This is a genomic window from Tateyamaria sp. GN1-10 (assembly GCF_055693845.1).
In genome coordinates this window covers 3,959,098-3,979,234 of the sequence record NZ_JBVFUR010000004.1, presented here as the reverse complement: position 1 = coordinate 3,979,234, position 20,137 = coordinate 3,959,098, and the positions used below count along the sequence as shown (strand labels likewise).

General features: G+C 59.3%; 22 protein-coding genes and 1 pseudogene. 11 read left to right on the top strand and 12 right to left on the bottom strand.

Annotation, left to right across the window (positions count from 1 at the left end; genetic code table 11):
* Entirely contained in the window at window positions 1-210 is a 210-nt protein-coding gene (locus ACZ1HN_RS21980) for a hypothetical protein (RefSeq protein WP_299208629.1), read from the bottom strand.
* 183 nt (window positions 211-393) lie between these two features.
* Here ACZ1HN_RS21980 and pheS point away from each other — a divergent pair, with 183 nt between their 5' ends.
* The 4 genes from pheS (at window position 394) to pheT (ending at window position 5,133) form a co-directional block, all read left to right on the top strand.
* Window positions 394-1,467 (top strand): phenylalanine--tRNA ligase subunit alpha, encoded by a 1,074-nt coding sequence (gene pheS, locus ACZ1HN_RS21975; RefSeq protein WP_472729036.1) that lies wholly within the window; start codon window positions 394-396, stop codon window positions 1,465-1,467.
* Between the two features lie 112 nt (window positions 1,468-1,579).
* Entirely contained in the window at window positions 1,580-1,792 is a 213-nt protein-coding gene (locus ACZ1HN_RS21970) for a phenylalanyl-tRNA synthetase subunit beta (protein ID WP_472729035.1), read from the top strand.
* Between the two features lie 31 nt (window positions 1,793-1,823).
* Complete coding sequence (locus ACZ1HN_RS21965) at window positions 1,824-2,645, top strand: CE1 family esterase (RefSeq protein WP_472729034.1); 822 nt, start codon at window positions 1,824-1,826, stop codon at window positions 2,643-2,645.
* 91 nt (window positions 2,646-2,736) lie between these two features.
* Window positions 2,737-5,133, top strand: coding sequence for a phenylalanine--tRNA ligase subunit beta (gene pheT / locus ACZ1HN_RS21960; RefSeq protein WP_472729364.1), 2,397 nt, complete (start codon window positions 2,737-2,739; stop codon window positions 5,131-5,133).
* A gap of 64 nt (window positions 5,134-5,197) precedes the next feature.
* Here the strand turns inward: pheT and ACZ1HN_RS21955 are convergent, their stop codons facing one another.
* A complete protein-coding gene (locus ACZ1HN_RS21955) occupies window positions 5,198-6,079 on the bottom strand; it encodes a LysR family transcriptional regulator (RefSeq protein WP_299599868.1) in 882 nt (293 codons plus the stop codon).
* Between the two features lie 82 nt (window positions 6,080-6,161).
* Between ACZ1HN_RS21955 and ACZ1HN_RS21950 the strand changes: the two genes are divergently transcribed.
* From ACZ1HN_RS21950 to ACZ1HN_RS21940, 3 genes and pseudogenes are all read left to right on the top strand, one after another.
* Complete coding sequence (locus ACZ1HN_RS21950; protein WP_472729033.1) at window positions 6,162-6,794, top strand: class I SAM-dependent methyltransferase; 633 nt, start codon at window positions 6,162-6,164, stop codon at window positions 6,792-6,794.
* Between the two features lie 61 nt (window positions 6,795-6,855).
* Window positions 6,856-7,302, top strand: coding sequence for a YtoQ family protein (locus ACZ1HN_RS21945; protein ID WP_472729032.1), 447 nt, complete (start codon window positions 6,856-6,858; stop codon window positions 7,300-7,302).
* A 117-nt stretch (window positions 7,303-7,419) separates the two neighbouring features.
* A pseudogene (locus tag ACZ1HN_RS21940) lies at window positions 7,420-9,022 on the top strand (GMC family oxidoreductase).
* Between the two features lie 81 nt (window positions 9,023-9,103).
* Here the strand turns inward: ACZ1HN_RS21940 and ACZ1HN_RS21935 are convergent.
* Window positions 9,104-9,802: a glutathione S-transferase family protein gene (locus ACZ1HN_RS21935; protein WP_472729031.1), complete on the bottom strand. Its 699-nt coding sequence runs from the start codon at window positions 9,800-9,802 to the stop codon at window positions 9,104-9,106.
* 145 nt (window positions 9,803-9,947) lie between these two features.
* Between ACZ1HN_RS21935 and mscL the strand changes: the two genes are divergently transcribed.
* Complete coding sequence (gene mscL, locus ACZ1HN_RS21930) at window positions 9,948-10,376, top strand: large conductance mechanosensitive channel protein MscL (protein WP_299208613.1); 429 nt, start codon at window positions 9,948-9,950, stop codon at window positions 10,374-10,376.
* A 60-nt stretch (window positions 10,377-10,436) separates the two neighbouring features.
* On the opposite strand, the gene ald is transcribed toward mscL, so the two are convergent.
* A complete protein-coding gene (gene ald / locus ACZ1HN_RS21925) occupies window positions 10,437-11,555 on the bottom strand; it encodes an alanine dehydrogenase (protein ID WP_472729030.1) in 1,119 nt (372 codons plus the stop codon).
* A 134-nt stretch (window positions 11,556-11,689) separates the two neighbouring features.
* Here ald and ACZ1HN_RS21920 point away from each other — a divergent pair, with 134 nt between their 5' ends.
* Together ACZ1HN_RS21920 and ACZ1HN_RS21915 are read left to right on the top strand one after the other, a co-directional pair.
* A complete protein-coding gene (locus ACZ1HN_RS21920) occupies window positions 11,690-12,148 on the top strand; it encodes an Lrp/AsnC family transcriptional regulator (protein WP_472729363.1) in 459 nt (152 codons plus the stop codon).
* Window positions 12,149-12,266: 118 nt separating this feature from the next.
* On the top strand, window positions 12,267-14,162 hold the full coding sequence (locus ACZ1HN_RS21915) for a PhoX family protein (protein ID WP_472729029.1): 1,896 nt from the start codon (window positions 12,267-12,269) through the stop codon (window positions 14,160-14,162).
* A 184-nt stretch (window positions 14,163-14,346) separates the two neighbouring features.
* Here the strand turns inward: ACZ1HN_RS21915 and ACZ1HN_RS21910 are convergent, their stop codons facing one another.
* The 7 genes from ACZ1HN_RS21910 to ACZ1HN_RS21880 form a co-directional block, all read right to left on the bottom strand.
* The gene (locus tag ACZ1HN_RS21910; RefSeq protein WP_472729028.1) at window positions 14,347-14,877 is read right to left on the bottom strand and encodes a DNA-3-methyladenine glycosylase I; all 531 of its coding nucleotides are present in this window, start codon (window positions 14,875-14,877) and stop codon (window positions 14,347-14,349) included.
* Window positions 14,874-15,170, bottom strand: a complete 297-nt coding sequence (locus tag ACZ1HN_RS21905; RefSeq protein ID WP_472729027.1) for a YciI family protein — start codon at window positions 15,168-15,170, stop codon at window positions 14,874-14,876. The genes ACZ1HN_RS21910 and ACZ1HN_RS21905 overlap by 4 nt, the downstream gene beginning before the upstream one ends.
* 2 nt (window positions 15,171-15,172) lie before the next feature.
* Complete coding sequence (locus ACZ1HN_RS21900; RefSeq protein ID WP_472729026.1) at window positions 15,173-15,766, bottom strand: TetR/AcrR family transcriptional regulator; 594 nt, start codon at window positions 15,764-15,766, stop codon at window positions 15,173-15,175.
* Window positions 15,767-15,794: 28 nt separating this feature from the next.
* Window positions 15,795-16,133, bottom strand: coding sequence for an oxidoreductase (locus tag ACZ1HN_RS21895; RefSeq protein WP_472729025.1), 339 nt, complete (start codon window positions 16,131-16,133; stop codon window positions 15,795-15,797).
* 49 nt (window positions 16,134-16,182) lie between these two features.
* On the bottom strand, window positions 16,183-16,842 hold the full coding sequence (locus tag ACZ1HN_RS21890; RefSeq protein WP_472729024.1) for an oxidoreductase: 660 nt from the start codon (window positions 16,840-16,842) through the stop codon (window positions 16,183-16,185).
* Window positions 16,843-17,264: 422 nt separating this feature from the next.
* Entirely contained in the window at window positions 17,265-17,471 is a 207-nt protein-coding gene (rpsU, locus tag ACZ1HN_RS21885) for a 30S ribosomal protein S21 (protein ID WP_005614280.1), read from the bottom strand.
* A gap of 99 nt (window positions 17,472-17,570) precedes the next feature.
* Window positions 17,571-18,764: a CAP domain-containing protein gene (locus ACZ1HN_RS21880; protein ID WP_472729023.1), complete on the bottom strand. Its 1,194-nt coding sequence runs from the start codon at window positions 18,762-18,764 to the stop codon at window positions 17,571-17,573.
* A gap of 308 nt (window positions 18,765-19,072) precedes the next feature.
* On the opposite strand from ACZ1HN_RS21880, the gene ACZ1HN_RS21875 reads away from it, so the two are divergent.
* A complete protein-coding gene (locus tag ACZ1HN_RS21875) occupies window positions 19,073-19,768 on the top strand; it encodes a COQ9 family protein (RefSeq protein ID WP_472729022.1) in 696 nt (231 codons plus the stop codon).
* Here ACZ1HN_RS21875 and ACZ1HN_RS21870 read toward each other — a convergent pair.
* Window positions 19,751-20,098: a hypothetical protein gene (locus ACZ1HN_RS21870; protein ID WP_299701851.1), complete on the bottom strand. Its 348-nt coding sequence runs from the start codon at window positions 20,096-20,098 to the stop codon at window positions 19,751-19,753. The genes ACZ1HN_RS21875 and ACZ1HN_RS21870 overlap by 18 nt on opposite strands.
* Window positions 20,099-20,137 lie beyond the last annotated feature (39 nt).

Below are 20,137 nucleotides of genomic sequence, written 5' to 3'. Positions count from 1 at the left end.
TCACTGATAAAACGTAACGGACACACTGTTTTCGTTTGTTTCGAAATGAACCTGGATGCCAAGAAGCGATGCGGTTTCCCGGATCATGGCCTCGTTTTCGCTCAGGCTGACCTCGGATCGGCCATCATCCAGAACAACCGTTAACCCAAGGTCGCGCACACTGTGCTGCAGAACCGACTTCAGCCGGTGCGAATACATAATGGGTGCCATCAAGCTTCCTGAACGCGTGTCTTTGCAATCTGATCCTGCCTACACCACATACAGTGTTGTGAAAAGAAGTTTGGGCTAAATATCGTATTATTGTGCACGTTATTGAACGGCTTACATGCATCTTGTCGGTGTTTGCCATCCCGCTGCGTTGTGGTAGCAGGGCACCGAATAAAGGAGCACGTCATGGACGACCTCAAAGCCAAGTATTTGACACAGATCGCGGACGCGGCAGACGAGACGTCTTTGGAAGACATTCGCATCGCGGCTGTTGGCAAGAAAGGCGAAGTCGCCCTCAAGATGCGCGAACTGGGCAAGATGACGCCCGAGGAACGGCAAGTGGCTGGACCCGCGTTGAATGCCCTCAAGGATGAAATCAACAGCGCGCTGGTTGCGAAAAAAGCGACCCTTGCGGATGCCGCCCTGGACGAACGCCTGCGGTCTGAATGGCTGGATGTGACATTGCCCACCCGCACCCAGCGTCGCGGCACCATCCACCCGATCAGCCAGGTGACCGAAGAGGTCACGGCCATCTTTGCCGAAATGGGCTTCTCCGTTGCCGAAGGGCCGCGGATCGACACCGACTGGTACAACTTCGACGCGCTCAACATTCCCGGCCACCACCCCGCGCGGGCCGAGATGGACACGTTCTACATGCACCGGGCCGAAGGCGATAATCGCCCGCCCCACGTGCTGCGCACCCACACCTCGCCGGTGCAGATCCGGTCGATGGAAGCCACTGGCGCGCCCACCCGCATCATCTGTCCCGGTGGTGTCTATCGCGCCGACTATGATCAGACCCACACCCCCATGTTCCACCAGGTCGAGGGCCTCGCCATCGACAAGGATATCTCGATGGCGAACCTGAAATGGGTGCTGGAAGAGTTCGTGAAATCCTATTTCGAGGTGGACGGCGTCGACCTGCGCTTCCGCGCCTCGCACTTCCCCTTCACCGAACCGTCGGCAGAGGTGGACATCCGCTGTTCGTGGGAAGGCGGCACGCTCAAGGTGGGCGAAGGCGACGACTGGCTTGAAATCCTCGGGTCCGGCATGGTGCACCCCAAAGTGCTTGAGGCAGGCGGGATCGATCCCAACGAATGGCAGGGCTTTGCCTTTGGCATGGGCATCGACCGGATCGCGATGCTGAAATACGGCGTCCCGGACCTGCGCGCCTTCTTTGACAGCGACCTACGCTGGCTGCGGCACTACGGCTTTGCGGCACTGGATGTTCCCACATTGCACGGCGGGCTGAGCCGCTAAACGTCGGTCCATTCCTTCCCTGTTTCAAAAAATCCCCCCGGAGGGCCGATTGGCCACCGGGGCGCGCATTGGCCCATGTTGTCTCGTTGCACGGTGCCGCTACCTTGACCCCATGCGTCGTGCCATCGTCATCCTCCTCGTCACCCTGATCGTGATCGCTCACATCTTCCTGTGGCGCTCTGACATGCCCACGCATCTCAAGCTGACCTTCACCCTGATCAATGCTACCGGCTGGACCATCGTGCTGGCCCCCATCCTGCTGATTGATCGTTGGCTCGACGCGATCCAGCGGCGCAACCGCGATGACCACGACAATGTGACGTGACACGCAGGCGTATCTGCGTAGCGTGCGGCGAATGACACGTCTTATCTTCTTCCTTGCTCTTGTTTGGGCTCTGCCGTCCGCTGCCATGGGGCCGTGGCAACGCGACACCTGCCATCTGGAGGTGCCGTGCGCATTGGGTGACCGCTCCTATCACGTCAAAGAACCAGACGGATGGGACGGGGAAACGCCCATGCCGGTTCTGATCCACTTCCACGGCTGGCAACGCACCGGCGCACTGCCCGTACAGCACCAGCGTATTTCGGGTGCCACCCGGCGGCGCGGGGTCCTGCTGATCGCGCCCAATGGCAATCGCGAGACCTGGAACATGTGGTCACCTGAAACCGAGGATGTGCAATTCGCAGCCGACGTGCTCGAGGACGTGATCAAGCGCTATCCGGTCGACACCGATAACATCTATCTGTCGGGCTATTCCTACGGCTCCATCATGGCGTGGCGTGTGGCCTGCGATCGCGGCACGGACATGAACGTGCGGGCGCTTCTGGGGATCTCGGGCACCATTGATCTGTCCGAGGACTGCGCGCAATCCCCGCGCGAGGCGCGCCATGTGCATGGGCTCAACGACAACGTGCTTGATTTTCCATATGGCCCCGATGGGGACACCACGTATCCCGTATCGCTCTGGCGTGACCATTTGGGATGTACAGATGCGCAGACGGATGGTGGCGACTGGGCAGCCGTCGAATTTCTTTCGCTCTCACGCACTGAATGGCAGAAATGTGAGGCGGGCATCAAGGTGACGCTGGATGTCCATCCGGGCGGGCATTTCATTCCGCACGGCTGGATCGCACGGCAGCTGGATGAGCTTCTGGGCCGAGAGCCTGTGTATCCCTGACACGCAAGGCGGGGCGTTCACTGCCCCGCGCTTGCACCTTGGCTCGATCTTTGCCATTGCAGGCCCGTACTGGAATGCAGGGGACGCTCCCATGAAATTCACGCTCAGCTGGCTCAAGCAGCACCTCGATACCACCGCCACGGTGGACGAGATCACCTATGCGCTGACCGACCTTGGACTGGAAGTCGAAGGGGTCGAGGATCGCGGGGCAAAGCTGGCCGACTTTACCATCGGCAAGGTGCTGAGCGCGGAAAAACACCCCGACGCCGACCGCCTGCGCGTGTGCCAGGTCGCCACGGACGAGGGTGAGAAACAGATCATCTGCGGCGCGCCCAATGCGCGCGAGGGGATCACGGTCGTGGTCGCCAAGCCGGGCGTCTATGTCCCCGGCATCGACACCACCATCGGCGTGGGCAAGATCCGAGGCATTGAAAGCTTCGGCATGATGGCTTCCGAGCGTGAGATGGAGCTGTCCGAGGAACATGACGGTATCATCGAACTCCCTTCGGGAGAGGTCGGCGACCTTTTTGTGGATTGGCTGGCCGAAAACGACCCGGCCAAGGTCGATCCGGTGATCGAGATCGCAATCACCCCCAACCGCCCCGACGCGCTGGGCGTGCGCGGCATCGCGCGCGATCTGGCCGCCCGTGGCTTGGGTACCATGCGTCCGAACCCGGTTCCTGAAGTCGAGGGCGCCTTTGTCTCGGACATTACGATCAGCATTGATGACGATACGCTCGATGGCTGCCCCGCGTTCTTCGGGCGACTAATTCGGGGTGTTCAGAACGGACCAAGCCCGGCGTGGTTGCAGGACCGCCTGCGCGCCATCGGCCTGCGCCCGATCTCGTTCCTCGTCGATGTGACCAACTATTTCACCTACGACCTGAACCGTCCCCTGCACGTCTTTGACGCAGACAAGGTGGCCGGGAATTTGCGCGTGCACCGCGCCAAGGGCGGCGAAGAAATCGCCGCCCTTGATGAAAAAAGCTACACGTTCCAGCCCGGCCAGATGATCATCTCGGATGACAACGGACCCGAAAGCATTGCGGGCATCATGGGCGGTGCCGAAACGGGCTGCACCGAAGAGACGGTGAACGTCTTTGTCGAAAGCGCCTATTGGGACCCGGTGCAGATTGCCTATACGGGTCGCGCGCTCAAGATCAACTCCGATGCGCGCTACCGTTTTGAGCGTGGTGTCGACCCGGCCTTCACGCCGGTGGGCTTGGACCATGCATGTGCCATGATCCTCGACCATGCAGGCGGAACCGCCTCCAGCATGATCGGCGCAGGGGCCGTGCCGGACACGCGTCGCGCGTACAAACTGGACGCCGCGCGGGTGCAAAGCCTTGTCGGCATGGACATCCATGAAAGCGAACAGCGCCAGACGCTGACCGCCCTCGGTTTCAAGCTCGAAGGGGACATGGCCCACGTGCCAAGCTGGCGCCCCGATGTGATGGGCGAGGCCGATCTGGTCGAGGAAGTCGCCCGGGTCGCGTCGCTGACCAAGCTGCAGGGCAAGCCCCTGCTACGGCTGACGCCGGGTGTGCCGAAGCCGGTGATGACACCTATCCAGCGGCGCGAGCAGATCGCGCGCCGGACAGCGGCGGCGCTGGGCTACAATGAATGCGTCACCTACAGTTTCATCGATCAGGCCTCCGCCAAACTCTTCGGCGGCGGTGATGATGCGACGATGCTGGAAAATCCAATCTCCAGCGACATGAGCCACATGCGCCCGGCACTTCTGCCCGGTCTGCTGCAAGCCGCAGCGCGCAATCAGGCACGCGGCTTTGCCGATCTTGCTCTGTTCGAGGTCGGCCCGGCCTTCAACGGCGGTGAGCCGGGGGAACAGCACCTGCTGGTCTCGGGCCTGCTTGTCGGACGGACGGGACCCAAGGACGTGCACGGCGCGTCGCGACCCGTCGACGTGTTCGACGTCAAGGCAGATGCCGAAGCGATCCTGTCGGCCATCGGCGCACCGGCCAAGGTGCAGATCCTGCGCGGCGCGCAAGGCTGGTGGCACCCGGGCCGTCACGGCAAGATCTGCCTTGGTCCCAAGAAGGTGCTGGGCATCTTCGGCGAACTGCACCCCCGTTTCCTTGAGGCGATGGATGTGAAAGGGCCTGCCATGGCCTTCACCCTCTGGCCCGCAGAGGTGCCTTTGCCGCGCAAGGCAGGGGCCAACAAGGGCGCACTGGACATCAGCGACCTGCAGGCGGTCGAGCGTGACTTTGCCTTTGTCGTTGACGCAGAGGTCGAAGCTCTGACGCTGGTCAACGCGGCCATGGGCGCAGACAAGGCATTGATCGAGGATGTCCGCATCTTTGACGAGTTCATCGGCGGCTCCTTGGGTGAGGGCAAGAAATCCCTGGCCCTGACCGTGCGCTTGCAACCCAAGGATGCAACCCTCAAGGATGCCGACATCGAAGCAGTGGCGCAGAAGGTGGTCGATAAGGTCACCAAGGCGACAGGCGGCAGCTTGCGCGGATAGGTCCGGCACTGGGGGGCCAGCCCCCAGACCCCCCGAAGTTTATCTGGCAAGATGAAGGGGCGGATCAGGTTTCGCTCAGCATCTCCGCGAGCAGGTCGAAGACAAGGCGAATGCGTTTGCTTGTGTGCAGTTCGCGGTGGGTGACCAGCCACACCGGGAAACTAAGGTCGGTGACACCGTCCAGCAGGCGGACTGCATCATCGAACTGATCACCAATGTGATCCGACATTGGGAAAATACCGAAACCTTTGCGCAACAGCTCCCATGTGGTGATTCCGCTGGTGGAACCGGAGCGCAAGTTTGCGCGGCTTACGGGGATGCCATATTCTTCCATGGCCGCGACAAAGGCGTCATCGTCGGCCATGCTGATGAAGTCGTGTTCCTTCAGATCCTCAACCGTTTTGGGCGAGCCGCGAGCCGCCACGTAAGACTTGGAGGCGTAAAGATGCGCTGACGAGTCGCCAATCTTGCGCGCGATCAGGTCAGCTTCGGTCGGGCGAACATGGCGGATGGCAATGTCGGCCTCGCGCTTGAGGATATCGCGGATGTCGTTGGCGGCAATCACATCAACGCGCAGGCGCGGGGCAAGGTCCCGCAGTTTCAGCAAGGTATCGGGCAGGACATAAGCGCTCATCATGTCAGAGGCCGTGACGCGGATTATGCCGTCCAACCCTTGCGTCCGGCCTTGTGCCATGACGGTGATGCGGGCGGCGGCATCGCCCATCTTGCGCGCCTCAATCAACAGGTCACGGCCTGCATCCGTCAGCGTCATGGAACGGGATGTGCGTTCGAACAGGGTCAGGCGCAACGCGTCCTCCAACGCACTGACCTGTCGCCCGATCGTGGGCTGGGCCAGACCAAGTTGTCGGGCGGCTGCGGACAGTGACCCGGTTTCGGCCGTTGCCAGAAATGCGCGCAGATGCGTCCAGTCAAACCCTCGATCCATGCAGATTTGTATATACATGTTGCGAAATTCGTCAATTTATTGCGCCTGAAGTCACCTATATATGCAGTGGTGAAGGAGATAGATGATGAAACCGAACGCACAATTCTGGGACAAGTTGGCGGTCAAATACGCGGCACAACCGATCAGCGACCCGGATGCATATGAACAGACACTTGAGCGGGTTGTCTCTTACCTCAAGCCGACGGACCGGGTGCTGGAGCTGGGCTGTGGCACCGGCAGCACGGCGCTCAAGCTTGCACCACATGCGGGATCAATCCTTGCCACCGACTTTTCCAAAGGCATGATCGCACAGGCAGAAGCGAAGATAGGTGTGGACAACGTGCGCTTCATGCAGGCCGACACGTTCAGTCCCGCATTGGCGGACGGATCCTTTGATGTTGTCCTGGGGTTCAACCTGTTTCACCTTGTGGACCGCGTTGACGACGCAATGGCGCGTGTGCACGATCTATTGGTGCCGGGCGGCGTCTTTATCTCGAAAACGCCCTGTATTGGTGAGCGGTCGCTTGGGTTGAAGTTCGGGTTGTTGAAACGGCTCATTCCGCTGATGCAACTGTTTGGCAAAGCGCCGTTTGTCCGCTTCGAAACCATCAAGAGCCTCGAGGCGCGGATTGTCCGTGCGGGGTTCGAGATTGTTGAGACAGGAAACTATCCCCTGCGCCCTCCCAGTCATTTTGTTGTGGCCCGCCGTCCTTGACCCTTGTTTTTGGTCCTGTCAGACGCAGGTTAGGTCCAGCTGGGAACAAAGGAGCACTGCGATGCTGAACGTATACCTGTCCGGGGAAATTCATACCGATTGGCGAGAGCAGATAGTAGATGGCGCACAGGGCCTTGATGTGACCTTTTCCGGGCCGGTGACTGATCATGCTTCAAGCGATGATTGCGGTGTTGCGATCCTTGGGGCCGAAGACAAGAAGTACTGGCATGATCACAAGGGCGCGATGGTGAACGCCATCCGTACCCGCAAGGGAATTGCGGACGCGGACGTGGTCGTAGTGCGCTTTGGTGACCAGTACAAGCAATGGAATGCCGCCTTTGATGCCGGGTATGCTGCGGCACTGGGCAAGTCGTTGATCATCCTGCATGGCCCCGATCATGCCCACGCCTTGAAAGAGGTGGATGCAGCAGCCCTGGCCGTGGCCGAAGAGCCCGGGCAGGTGGTGGATGTATTGCGCTATGTGCTCACTGGCTCTTTGCCCGGATAGGTCGCCTGGTGGCACTGTTCCGGGCCTCTGGCCCGAAATGCGCCCACCCGCCGACCCTGGGTCACACTTGTAACGCTTCGGGTGCGCTCTTAGCCTTTTTGAAAGGGAGACGCGCAGATGAAATTCGACTACGTGATCGTTGGTGGTGGCTCAGCGGGATGCGTGATGGCGTCGCGACTGAGTGAAGATTCCACAGTGTCGGTGTGCTTGATCGAGGCGGGTGGCTCGGGGCGCGACATCTTTGTCCGCGCGCCTGCGCTGGTGGCGGGCATGATCTCTGGCAGACCCAAGATCAACAATTGGGCTTTTCACACGGAACCGCAGCCCGAATTGAATGGACGGCGTGGGTTTCAACCGCGTGGCCGCACATTGGGCGGGTCGAGTGCCATCAACGCGATGCTGTACGTGCGCGGGCATCAGCGCGACTATGATGAATGGGCGGAGCTGGGCGCCGACGGGTGGGATTGGGACAGCGTGCTGCCCTATTTCAAACGGTCAGAGGGCAATGTGCGCGGTGCGGATGATCTGCATGGGGATAGTGGGCCGTTGCAAGTCGCCGAGCAGTCCGATCCGCGCCCGATCACGAACGCCTTTATCGAGGCCGGCGCGCAACAGCAGTTGCGTGTCACCGATGACTTCAATGATGCGGAGCAGGCGGGTGTGGGTCTGTACCAAGTGACGCAGCACCATTCCGGCACGGCCAAGGGCGAGAGGTGCTCGGCCGCGGCGGCCTATCTGCCGGAAAATGTTCTGGCGCGGACGAACCTGACCGTGTTGACACGCGCCATGGCGCATAAGGTGGAAATAGATGGCACGCGCGCGGTTGGCGTACGCATCAAACATCAAGGCAAGGTGAAGCTGGTCACGGCGGGGCGGGAGGTCATCCTGTCTGGTGGTGCATTTGGATCGCCCCAACTGCTTCTCTTGTCCGGGATCGGTCCGCGCGATGAACTGGCGTCGCACGGCATCGAACCGGTCCATGAACTGCCTGGGGTCGGGCAGAACCTGCAAGACCATCTGGACTATATCATCAGCTACCATTCCAAGCGCGATGACGTTGTGGGGCTGGGTCCCAAGGGCTTGATGGCGTTGGCCAAGGCGGGGTTGCAATGGCGCAAGGACGGGTCGGGCATGTTCGCGTCACCCTTCGCCGAAGGGGGCTTTCCTGCGCTCCGATCCGTCTGTTGACCGCCCTGATCTGCAACTGCATTTCGTTGTGGGCATCGTGGACCAGCACATGCGCAAGATACATGTGAAGTTCGGCTATTCCTGCCATGTCTGTGTGCTGCGCCCGCACAGCCGGGGCCATGTTGGTCTGCACTCTGCTGATCCGTCAAAACCGCCGTTGATTGACCCCGGTTATCTGACCGACCGGCGTGATCTGGATGTGATGATAAAAGGTGCACGACAGATGGAGAGCATACTGACCGCACCACCGCTGGAGCCATGGCGCGGCACGCAACTCTATCCCCATGACGGCAGCGATGCGGGGTTGGAGGCTGACATTCGGGCGCGCGCAGATACGATCTATCACCCGGTTGGCACGTGCCGGATGGGACAGGACGAGATGGCAGTAACGGACGCTGCGGGCCGGGTGCATGGTGTTGAGGGGCTGCGGGTTGTCGATGCCTCTCTGATGCCGCGCCTGCTTGGCGGGAACACGAACGCCCCCACCATCATGATGGCAGAAAAGATCAGCGCCGAGATGCGCGCAGCGTGATCCAATAGACGCTGCGCGACACCATTCCGTATTGGAGGCCAGCCCCCAAACCCCCGAGGTATTTTCAGCCAGAAGAAGGGGTCAGGGGCGTGGCGGAATGTTCTTGGCCTTGTCCACGGCCGGGCGGGCCATGAAGCGATCAAGGTAGGCTGCAAGGTTTTTGTGGTCGTCCCAACCGATCATCTCCTTTGCACCATAGAAGTTCAGGGCGTTGAGCCAGGGTGCGATCGCGATATCCGCGATGGAATATTGCCCGGTGATCCAGTCCTTGTCGCCGAGTTCCTTGTCCAAGACGGACAGCAGGCGTTTGGATTCGTTGACGTACCGCTCTTGTGGGCGTTTATCCTCCCAATCGGAGCCGGCGAATTTCAGGAAGAAGCCCATTTGACCGAGCATCGGACCGACACCGCCCATCTGGAACATGAGCCATTGGATCGTCCGGGCCTTGTCGCTGGCCGTCTCGCCAATCAGCTTGCCCGACTTTTCCGCAAGGTAGATCAGAATCGCACCGGACTCGAACAGGCCGACTGGCGTGCCATCCGGGCCATTTGGATCAATGATCGCCGGGATCTTGTTGTTGGGGTTGAGCGACAGGAATTCGGGGCTTTTTACATCCGCATCCGACAGCGTGACCAAATGCGCCTCGTAGGGGATCTCCATCTCTTCCAGTGCGATGGACGCCTTCACGCCGTTCGGCGTTGGAAACGAAAACAGTTGCAGAACGGATGGATCCTTGGGGGTCCACTTCTGCGTGATGGGAAAGGCGCTGAGGTCAGCCATGGGTCGTCTCCTTGAAATGATGGGTCCCACATAGGCGAAATTCCCCCCAAAATAGGCTTTGTCATGTGGGAAGATGTGTTAACCAGTGTTTGCACGCGCACATCAAAACAAAATAGAGCGTGTGGAAGCCAACGAGGGACTAGATATGCTAAACGAATTCAAGGATTTCATCGCCAAGGGCAATGTCATGGACATGGCCGTGGGGATCATCATCGGTGCGGCCTTTACCGCCATCGTGACATCGCTGGTTGGTGATCTGATCAATCCGATCATCGGTCTGTTTACGGGTGGACTGGATTTCACTAACAACTATGCGGTTCTGGCGGGTGATGTGGCCGAGGGCGCATCGCTGGAAGCGGCCCGCGAAGCCGGGGCAGCCGTGTTTGCCTATGGCGCGTTTCTGATGGCCGTGATCAACTTCCTGATCATCGCGTTCGTGGTGTTCATGTTGGTGCGCTACGTGAACAAGGTCAAAGCGGCAGCAGAGAAGCCGGAAGAGCCCGCCGAAGAAGCGCCAGCAGGTCCGTCCGAACTGGATGTGTTGCTCGAGATCCGCGACGCTCTGGCCAAGTAAGGCTCAACACCGCAACAAGACCAAGTGGGGCCGCCCGGTGCAATCCGAGCGGCCTTTTTCTTATTGTTTGAGGGCAAGGTTGGGGGCAACCACGTCGATGCCCAGCGCTTTGCCAACGGCGTAGTAGGTCAGTGTCCCGGCATGCACATTCAGTCCGGCCAGCAGGTGCGGGTCATCCTCGCAGGCCTGACGCCAGCCCTTGTCCGCCAGTGCCAGCATGAACGGCATCGTTGCGTTGCCAAGGGCGATGGTTGATGTGCGGGCAACGGCACCGGGCATGTTGGCCACGCAATAGTGCATGATCCCGTCGACATCGTAGATCGGATCGTCATGCGTGGTCGCGCGGGACGTTTCAAAACAGCCGCCCTGGTCGATCGCGACATCGACAATGGCAGCTCCGGGTTTCATGGTCGATAGCTGATCACGCGTCACCAGCTTGGGCGCTGCGGCGCCCGGGATCAGGACCGCGCCAACCACCATGTCGGCCTCCGCCACCAGTTCGGCGGTATTGCCCGCACTGGCGTAGCTTGTCTTAAAAAGGCCGGAAAACGCGTCATCCAGGTAACGCATCCGGGGCAGGGACCGGTCCAGGACCGTCACGTCAGCGCCCATACCGGCGGCAACGCGGGCTGCGTGCGTGCCGACAACACCGCCTCCGATCACGACCACCTTGGCAGGCCCGACACCGGGCACGCCGCCCATCAACACGCCGCGCCCGCCATTTGCCTTCTGCAAGGTCCATGCACCGACTTGCGGGGCCAGGCGGCCTGCCACCTCTGACATGGGGGCAAGCAGGGGCAACCCGCCATTGGTGTCAGTCACGGTCTCATACGCGATGGCGGTGCAGCCGGACGCGAGCAGGTCATGGGTCTGTTCCGGATCCGGGGCCAGATGCAGGTAGGTGAACAACAACTGTCCCTCGCGCAGCATCTTGCGCTCGACCGCTTGGGGCTCTTTCACCTTCACGATCATGTCTGCGGCGGCAAAGACTTCCTCTGCCGTGTCCAGGATATGCGCGCCTGCCGCCACATAGTCGGCATCATCGAAACCAGCACCCTTTCCGGCACCGGCTTGCACGCTGACAGTATGACCATGAGTTACAGCCTCGCGCGCTGCATTGGGTGTCAGGCCGACACGGTATTCTTGTGCCTTGATCTCAGTTGGGCATCCGATGTGCATAGCAGTTACTCCTCCAGTTGCGCCCAGAGTCGCGCAATTGGCTTGCAATTGGGCACTAGAAATGGATCGTGTTGGTGCGCAAACATCGAAGAAATGTGCGTACTTACGCTCTTGTGACGAAGGATCCTGCACGCATGGCAATTGATTCAACAGATCGCCGTATCCTGTCTGCTCTGCAAAAACAGGGGCGGATATCGAATGCAGACCTGAGCGAAGCGGTGCATCTGTCACCATCTGCATGCCACCGGCGTGTGCAACGGCTCGAACAAGCGGGGTACATTCGCGACTACGTGGCCTTGCTCGACGCTCGAAAGATGGGTGTGCCGACAACAGTTTTTGTCGAGATCACACTGCAGGGTCAGGCGGACGAAGTGCTTGAAGCCTTTGAAAAAGCAGTCGCGCGCATCCCGGATGTGCTAGAGTGTCATCTGATGGCGGGCACCGCGGACTACATCCTAAAGGTAGTTGCAGAAGGGACTGAAGACTTCGCGCGCATCCACCGTCAACATCTCGCGCGCTTACCCGGGGTGGCACAAATGCAGTCAAGTTTTGCACTTAGAACTGTTTTTAAAACAACGGCTTTGCCGGTCTGACCTGCACCGCGACATAGCGCCATTATTTTGGCCGTCGTCATACAGCGGTGATGTTCATCAGGCACGCACACGGAGGGCGCGAATCGCCGCAATCCAACTACATATTTTGGAGTTCACGATGAAAGACGCAGATACTCAGGAGTTGTCCTTTGACGATTGGGACGAGCTGAAATTTCCACGCAAAACAACGCAGGGCTTTGATGAGGTCGTAGAGCGCGCCATTTCGCGCCGGGGCTTTTTGGGGGGCGTGGTTGCCTTCGGGTCGGGCGCGGCCGTGATGGGCACCGGTATGCTGAAGGGGACAACGGCAATGGCCGGTCAGTCCTCACGCTTTGCCTTTGACCAGATTCCGATACAAACCGACGGCACCGTACATGTGCCCGACGGCTACAGCTGGGACGTACTGGTCCGTTGGGGCGATCCGTTGTTCTCGGACGCACCCGCATTCGATCCGGCGAACGGTGTGCCCGTCGCGGGCTCGGACCGTGTGTTTGCCGAAAACACCGACGGCATGCATCTCTTTACCGTGGGCAACAAACAGATCCTCGCGGTCAACAACGAGTACGCAAACCGCAAGACCAACCTGCCCAACAACGCAGAAGGCGTGCCTGCCTCGGCAGACGATGTGCTGATCTTCCAGAACCTGCAGGGCGTCACCATTATGGAAGTGGCCGAAGGCAATGACGGCTGGAGTGTTGTGATCGACAGCCCCTACAACCGCCGTATCACGCACAACACACCGATGACGCTGGATGGCCCCGCAGCCGGCCACGATCTGCTCAAGACCGAGGCGGATGCCACGGGCACCGCATCGCTGGGGACCATGAACAATTGTGGATCGGGTCCGACCCCCTGGGGCACCTACCTGACGTGCGAGGAAAACTTCAACGGCTACTTCGGTGCAACGGGCGACATGCCCACCGACGAAACGACGGCCGCAGGCTTTGAACGCTACGGCGTTGGCCCGGATGGCTGGGGTTATGACTATCACAAGTGGGACGCCCGCTTTGACGTCAGCCAGAACCCGAATGAACCGCATCGCGTGGGCTACGTGGTCGAAATCGATCCAACCAACCCCGATGCTACGCCCGTCAAGCACACCGCCCTAGGGCGTATCAAGCACGAGAACGCGGCCTGCGCCTTGGCGCCTGATGGTCGCGTAGTCGTCTACATGGGCGACGACGAGCGGGGCGAGTTCATGTACAAGTGGCTGTCGCGCGAAGTGTACGTACCGGGTGGCGATACCTCGACCTTGCTGAGCGACGGGCAGCTTTATGCCGCCAAGTTCAACGACGACATGACGGGCGAATGGGTGGCGCTGACACCCGACGCAACCGGCATGGACGAGGCGCATATCGCCATCTTCACCCGCATAGCTGCCTCAGCCGTGGGCGCGACCACGATGGACCGCCCGGAATGGGTGGCCGTGAACCCCACGGCGGTCGAAGCCTATTGCTGCCTGACCAACAACAAGAACCGTGGCGTGCAGCCCAATGCAGGGGGCGACGACACGTCGGCCAACGGTCCCAACCCGCGGGAGGCCAACAATTTTGGTCAGATCGTGCGGTGGCGTCCCCATGGGGACAACCATGCCTCCAACACCTTTGACTGGGATCTGTACGTGATGGCGGGCAACCCCAAGGCGCAGCAAGGACCCTACAAAGGGTCGTCCAACGTCAACGAAGGCAACCTGTTCAACTCGCCCGATGGCATGGCGATCGACTCGACTGGTTTGATGTGGATCCAGACCGACGGGGATGACAGCAATGAGGGCGAATTCGAAGGCATGGGCAACAACCAGATGCTGGCAGGTGATCCGGTGACAGGTGAAATCCGACGCTTCCTCACTGGTCCCAAAGGCTCCGAAGTGACCGGCCTCACTTGGTCGGCAGATCGCCGCACCATGTTTGTGGGCATCCAGCACCCGGGCGCAACGTTCCCGGATGGCGAGGAGGTACTGCCCCGTTCGTCCATCGTTGTGGTCAAACGTGACGACAACGCATTGGTCGGCTAGGCCGAAAGGCACAAGGTCCGGGCGTCTATTATGAATGACGCCCGGGCCGGCAGCACGCCAGTTTCTTCGGTTTCATTGCATGGCATTGCAAAGCACTGAGCGTTACTATTTGTAACTGCCTCGCCGGACAGCGTGCGCTTTCACCACAACTTAACCTGTTTCCGTTTCGACGTTTCAAATGCATTTACGGGCGCTGAAATTTGCGACGCGCCTCGTCAGCTGCGGCGCGTATGGCACAGCCGTTGCTATGGTCGTTGATCAATCCCATGGCTTGGATAAACGCAAACACAGTTGTTGGGCCCAGGAATTTCCATCCCCGACGCTTCAATTCGCGGGCAAGCGCTATTGAGGTTTCGCTGGTCGATTGTGATTGGGGCGGGCCCAGATCCTCTGCGTTTGGCTCAAACCCCCAGAAAAACGATGCAAGCTTGCCTTCCGTTTCGACCATCTTCACTGCGCACGCGGCATTGTTGATGACTGCGGCGATCTTGTGAAAATCAAAGTCGTCGAATGCTGCACGAAAGCCTTCTCGCTTGGTGAGGATCGTGCGCCAACTCAACCCCGACTGAAAACTTTCCAAGCACAGTTTTTCGAACAGACGAATGTCGTCCGACACCGGAAATCCCCATTCGTGATCGTGGTAGTCAAGAAACTCGGGGGCCGCGCCGCTCCACTTGCATCGGGCCAGCCCGTCTGCGGCAACGAAATCTGTCATGCGGCGTCGTCCCTCAAGAAGGCGAGGCGCGGATCGGTTCGCGCTGGTGCAAGTTCCTGGATATGCGGGGTTGCAATCCCTTCCGATACAAATGGGTCCGCAGCGACACGCTGCTCAAGCGCGGACAAGTCGATGTTTGTCGCCAGAATGGCACCACCACCTTGCGGTTTTAAACCACCGACCAACACAAACACGCCATCCTCAAAGCCGCGGGCGATCCAATCGTTGTGGGCGGCCATGAAGTCAGGAGCCTTTGACTTTTGTTCGGTCAGGGTCAGCGTGACAACGTACATGTTCAGTCCTTCTCATCATTTTGGTCTTGTGATCCCGCGACCGCATCAAGCCATGCCAGCATCTGCGCAACCTCAGTTTCAAGGAACGGCTCGTCAGGATAAGCGTTGGCAAGGGTTGCAGCACCTTGGCTGCGGGCCAGAATGTGCATGGCCAGCGCATCGGCATCTTGTTCCCTGCCCATCTCTTCAAAACGGTGGCGCAGCCAAATGCGGAACAGGTCAAACAGTTCGCGGGCTCCTGATCCACCGGGGTGATCCAACTTCGCCAACTCGGAGAACAAGGTCCCGACCGGACACCCGAATGACCGGATCTTCGTGTTGTTCATCACCAGAATGCCAATGAAGCTTGCAATGCATTGCTTGGGTGTCTGGTTGCTGTCGACCCAACCTTCAAGCATTTTATGACGATCTTTGATGCGGCGCTCAATCACCGCGTCCAGAATTTCGTCCTTGGTCCTGAAATGGTAGTAGAAGTTGCCGCGGGATATGCCGACCAATTCGGCAACACCCGCAAATGAGGTGGCTTCGAACCCGCGTTCATAAAACAGCCGGTCGGCCGCGGTGACGATCTTCTCGCGTGTGGCGGATGCTGCCATTTTTAGGTCCCTCCCATCGAATTTTCTATCAGGCCGCCGACATCAAGTCGCGATCGGCGAAGGGGTAATCATTGTATCCTGTCTTACCCCCGACATAGAACGTTGCCTTGTCGATGGCGTTCAGTGGAAGGTCTTCGCGATATCGCCGAACAAGATCGGGATTGGCAAGAAAGGGTGCACCGAACGCCACAAGATCAGCGTGGCCGGACTGGATCGCGGCAATGGCGTCTGCCTTGCTGTAACCGTTATTTGCAATGTAAGTCCCGGGAAAGTGGCTCCGCAGCCTACGATAGTCGACGTCTTTGGCGGAACCTTCAATATGGCCCGTGATCCCCATACTCGCTTCGGTGACATGAAGGTATGCCAAGCCATGGTCGGCGATTGCGGCAACAATTTTTTCGAAATGCTGCTGCGGCTCAGAGATCGCCCATCCCATTAAACGTGTTTTCAGGAGACAGCTTCACACCGACACGGTCAGCCGGAAAGACGGTAGTGACCGCTTCGATCACTTCTTGGAGGAACCGCGTTCTGTTTTCGATGGATCCGCCATAGCCATCCGTGCGCTTGTTGGTCCCATCTCGCAGAAACTGGTCGATCAGATAGCCATTTGCACCATGCACTTCGACGCCATCAAGACCCGCATCCTTCGCATTTTGTGCGGCAAGACGGAATTGATCGACAACATCGGGAATTTCTGACGTCTCAAGCGACCGGGGGGTCTCGAATTTCTGATAACCACTGGCAGTGAAGGCAAATCCATCAGGCTTCATGGCAGATGGGGCGACGGGCAACGCATTGTCCTCCTGATGAGAGGGGTGCGAAATGCGGCCACAATGCTGAAGCTGCGCAAACATGCGGCCGCCCTTTGAGCGGACGGAATTCATAATGCGCAACCAGCCCGACGTTTGCTGTGGGGTGAATATGCCAGGCGTATTCGGATAGCCCACTCCCTGCTGAGAGACTGGCGCAGATTCTGAAATGATCAGCCCTGCCGTGGCCCGATCCGCATAATGCTCGACCATCATTTGGCTTGGAACACCGCCGTCGATGGCGCGACTGCGGGACATCGGTGCCATTACCATCCGATTTGGAAGCTGCAAGCTTCCCAAGGAGGTCATTGAAAAGAGGTCTTGTGTCATTCAGTTTGTCCGTCTGTGATATTAGGTCGATTGTCCTAGAATCATGAATAGGACGCTTGACCTATTCTGTCAATCGGATCCTCTTGGGTCGACAGGTTCGCGTGGTGTACGGAAGCAGGTTTTGGTGCTGACGCGTCATTTGGAAGAATGGGATCGGGCATTTGTCCGGCAGATGCAGAAGCGATGCGTATCGTCGGCTGACAGTCTGTCTGCCGCACGCTCTCACCACTCGGACGCTGGAACGGCGCGATCCCTGAGCGCCGGTTCACCCGCCGTCTCATTGGCCATTGCCAAAAAACAAAAAACCCCGCAGCCGGGCGGCTACGGGGTCCTTGAATTCGTCAGCTCACGCTGGTGGCTTAAAGCAGCCCTTCGCGTTGCGCTTTTTTCCGAGCCAACTTACGGGCCCGGCGGATCGCTTCAGCTTTCTCGCGCGCTTTTTTCTCAGACGGTTTCTCGAAATGTTGCTTCAGCTTCATTTCACGGAACACGCCTTCGCGCTGCAGCTTCTTTTTCAGGGCACGAAGCGCCTGATCGACATTGTTGTCGCGAACACTAACCTGCATGTGGTTGTCACCACCTTTCTAGATAAGAGTTGCAAGGATTTGCAGGAGATGTGCGCATAGCAAACCAGATCGGCTTTGTCCATAGCGAGGCGTTGGCGATCAGAACAGGAAATCACTTGCCTGAAGATCGTCTATGTCCACACCCCGAAGGATCATGGTGTTGCCGTCCAGATCATCAATTACAGCGTTGCTGCCTGCCTGCCGAAGATGCCCATCGTTCACCAGGTCATTGTAGGATGTGATCGAAGCAACAGCGCGTAGATCGACCACTTCCGACTGGGCCGCAGTGTTGAAATCTGTGACCACATCACGGCCGGCGGAAAAGACGAACACGTCCTCACCGGCACCGCCGGTCACGACGTCATTCCCGGTGCCGCCATCCAGCCTGTCACGGTCTGCGTATCCCAGAATGCGGTCATTGCCCGCACCACCCAAGAGGAGATCGCGCCCGCCGCCGCCGCCCATGACATCGTTGCCCGAACCACCATTAAGAGTGTCATTGCCGCTCTCACCCGTCAGGGTGTCGTTGCCGCCGGTGCCAAAGAGCGCATCAGCGCCGACACCGCCCTTGAGACGGTCATCGCCTACACCGCCGTTCAGCCTGTCGTTGCCAGCGCCCCCGTTCAGGGTGTCATTGTCACCCCCGCCGTTCAAAACGTCGTTGTCAGCGCCGCCAAAGATGTTGTCCCGTCCGGCACCACCCTCAATCGTGTCACTGCCAGCCTGACCTGCAAGGAAGTCGTTTCCATTCTGACCGCGCAACATGTCGTTGCCTGCCCCGCCGTCCAGTCGGTCATTGCCTCCCGTGCCAACCAGCACATCATCACCGTCGACCGGGTCAACGGGCGGTGTCGGAGAGCCTCCGGTATCAAGGTTTACCGGAGCGGACGTGCGTGCGAAATTCTGCGTGACGTAAACGGCGTCATACCCAGGGCCGTCGCCTTCCTCGATCCCGATTCCAATCAGTTCAAAGTTGGGGTTCAGGATGTTGGCACGGTGGCCGGGGCTGTTCATCAACGACGTGTGCAGATCGACCACGTCATCCGAGATGCCAGGTGCACCCCGTTCGGATTGGAAGGCTATGTTCTCGCCCCAGGTCCAATTGCCGGAAAATGTGAAACCGGCATCGCGCATGCGGTCGCCGGGATCGGATTGGTTGATACCGGTATGACTGAAGTTACCGGTTTGATCCATCCAATCGCTGTGGTCCTCACTTGCGTCGTTCAAACGCCTTTCGAGGGTCAGCGGATCAAGGCCGCGAGATGTGCGTTCCTCGTTGATGAGGTCGAGCATTTGGCGTTCAAAACTGCTTGCAACGGACATCATGTGTTCCTTTCCTGAGTGCGTAGCGGCTCCTGTCTCGTTAGGCAGCAAGGTGTGGGCAAGCGGAGGAGCTTGCGCTGAAAATTTCAGCAATTCGGCGCGGAAATGGCTGTGTTTTGCGGCGGCAATCCGCGTCTCATAACGCCAAAGGGCACTGTTGGCTGACTGTCGCTTCCGTATGGTGCGCTATGCAGCGGGAGGTTGCGCAAAGAGCCGTTGCCGGGATGCGACAGCACAGACACTTGTCTGCTTGCAAGGCCCGCTCTAGGTCTCTTCACATGACAGATTCATCGCAAGACCTGATTGACAGGCTTCTGGGCGCCGCCCTGATGCACGTCCCATTCGACGGTTGGTCCGAAACCACGTTCAAGGCGGCGGCAACGGATGCGAATGTCGATTTGACCATGGCCCGCGCCATATGCCCCCGCGGGGCAGTGGACCTTGCCCTTGCCTATCACGCGCAGGGCGATGAAGCGATGCTGGCCCGCCTCAAGTCAGAGCCATTGCCGGATCGCTTTCGCGACAAGATTGCCGCCGGCGTCAGGTTTCGGATCGAAGCGGTAACGGACAAGGAAGCGGTGCGTCGTGGCACCACCCTGTTTGCCCTGCCCGTCTATGCGGCGGACGGCGCCAAGGCCATTTGGGGCACGGCGGACAAGATCTGGGATGCGCTGGGGGACACGTCAGACGACGTGAACTGGTACACCAAGCGCGCGACGCTTTCAGGCGTCTACTCGTCCACGGTACTGTATTGGCTGGGCGACGACAGCATAGACAATCAAGCCACCTGGGCTTTTCTTGACCGGCGCATCGACGACGTGATGCAGATCGAAAAGGTCAAGGCGCACGTGCGTGACAGCAAGGTGCTGTCGACCCTCTTTGCCGGGCCGAACTGGCTGTTGGACCAGATCAAGGCGCCGTCGCATAGCTCGAATTCAGACTTGCCCGGAACCTGGTCATCCCCCCGTAACTGACCACGCCAGGATCACGGCAACCTGCACGATCAGGACAAAAAGGTTTGTCAGGATGACGGGGCTTGCCACACCCACAACCACTGCGCTTGCCAGCTTGTAGGAAATCTGCACGCCAAAGAGCGCAAAGGTCATGGGCACGGCCCATGGATGGTTCACCACGTTCAAAACAATGAGTGCAGCACTCGTAACCGCGAGGCCGAAATAGACGCATGCAAGAATGCGTCGTGCATCCGTATCCGGTCCAAAAGCGCTGTCCATCGTGCCGTTCATCAACCCAGTGATCACCGGGATCAGGATCACCAGGTTCAGTCCGAGCGCGGCAACCAGCATGTGGGTTCCTTTCCTTGTCCATGCCGGGATACGGTAGGC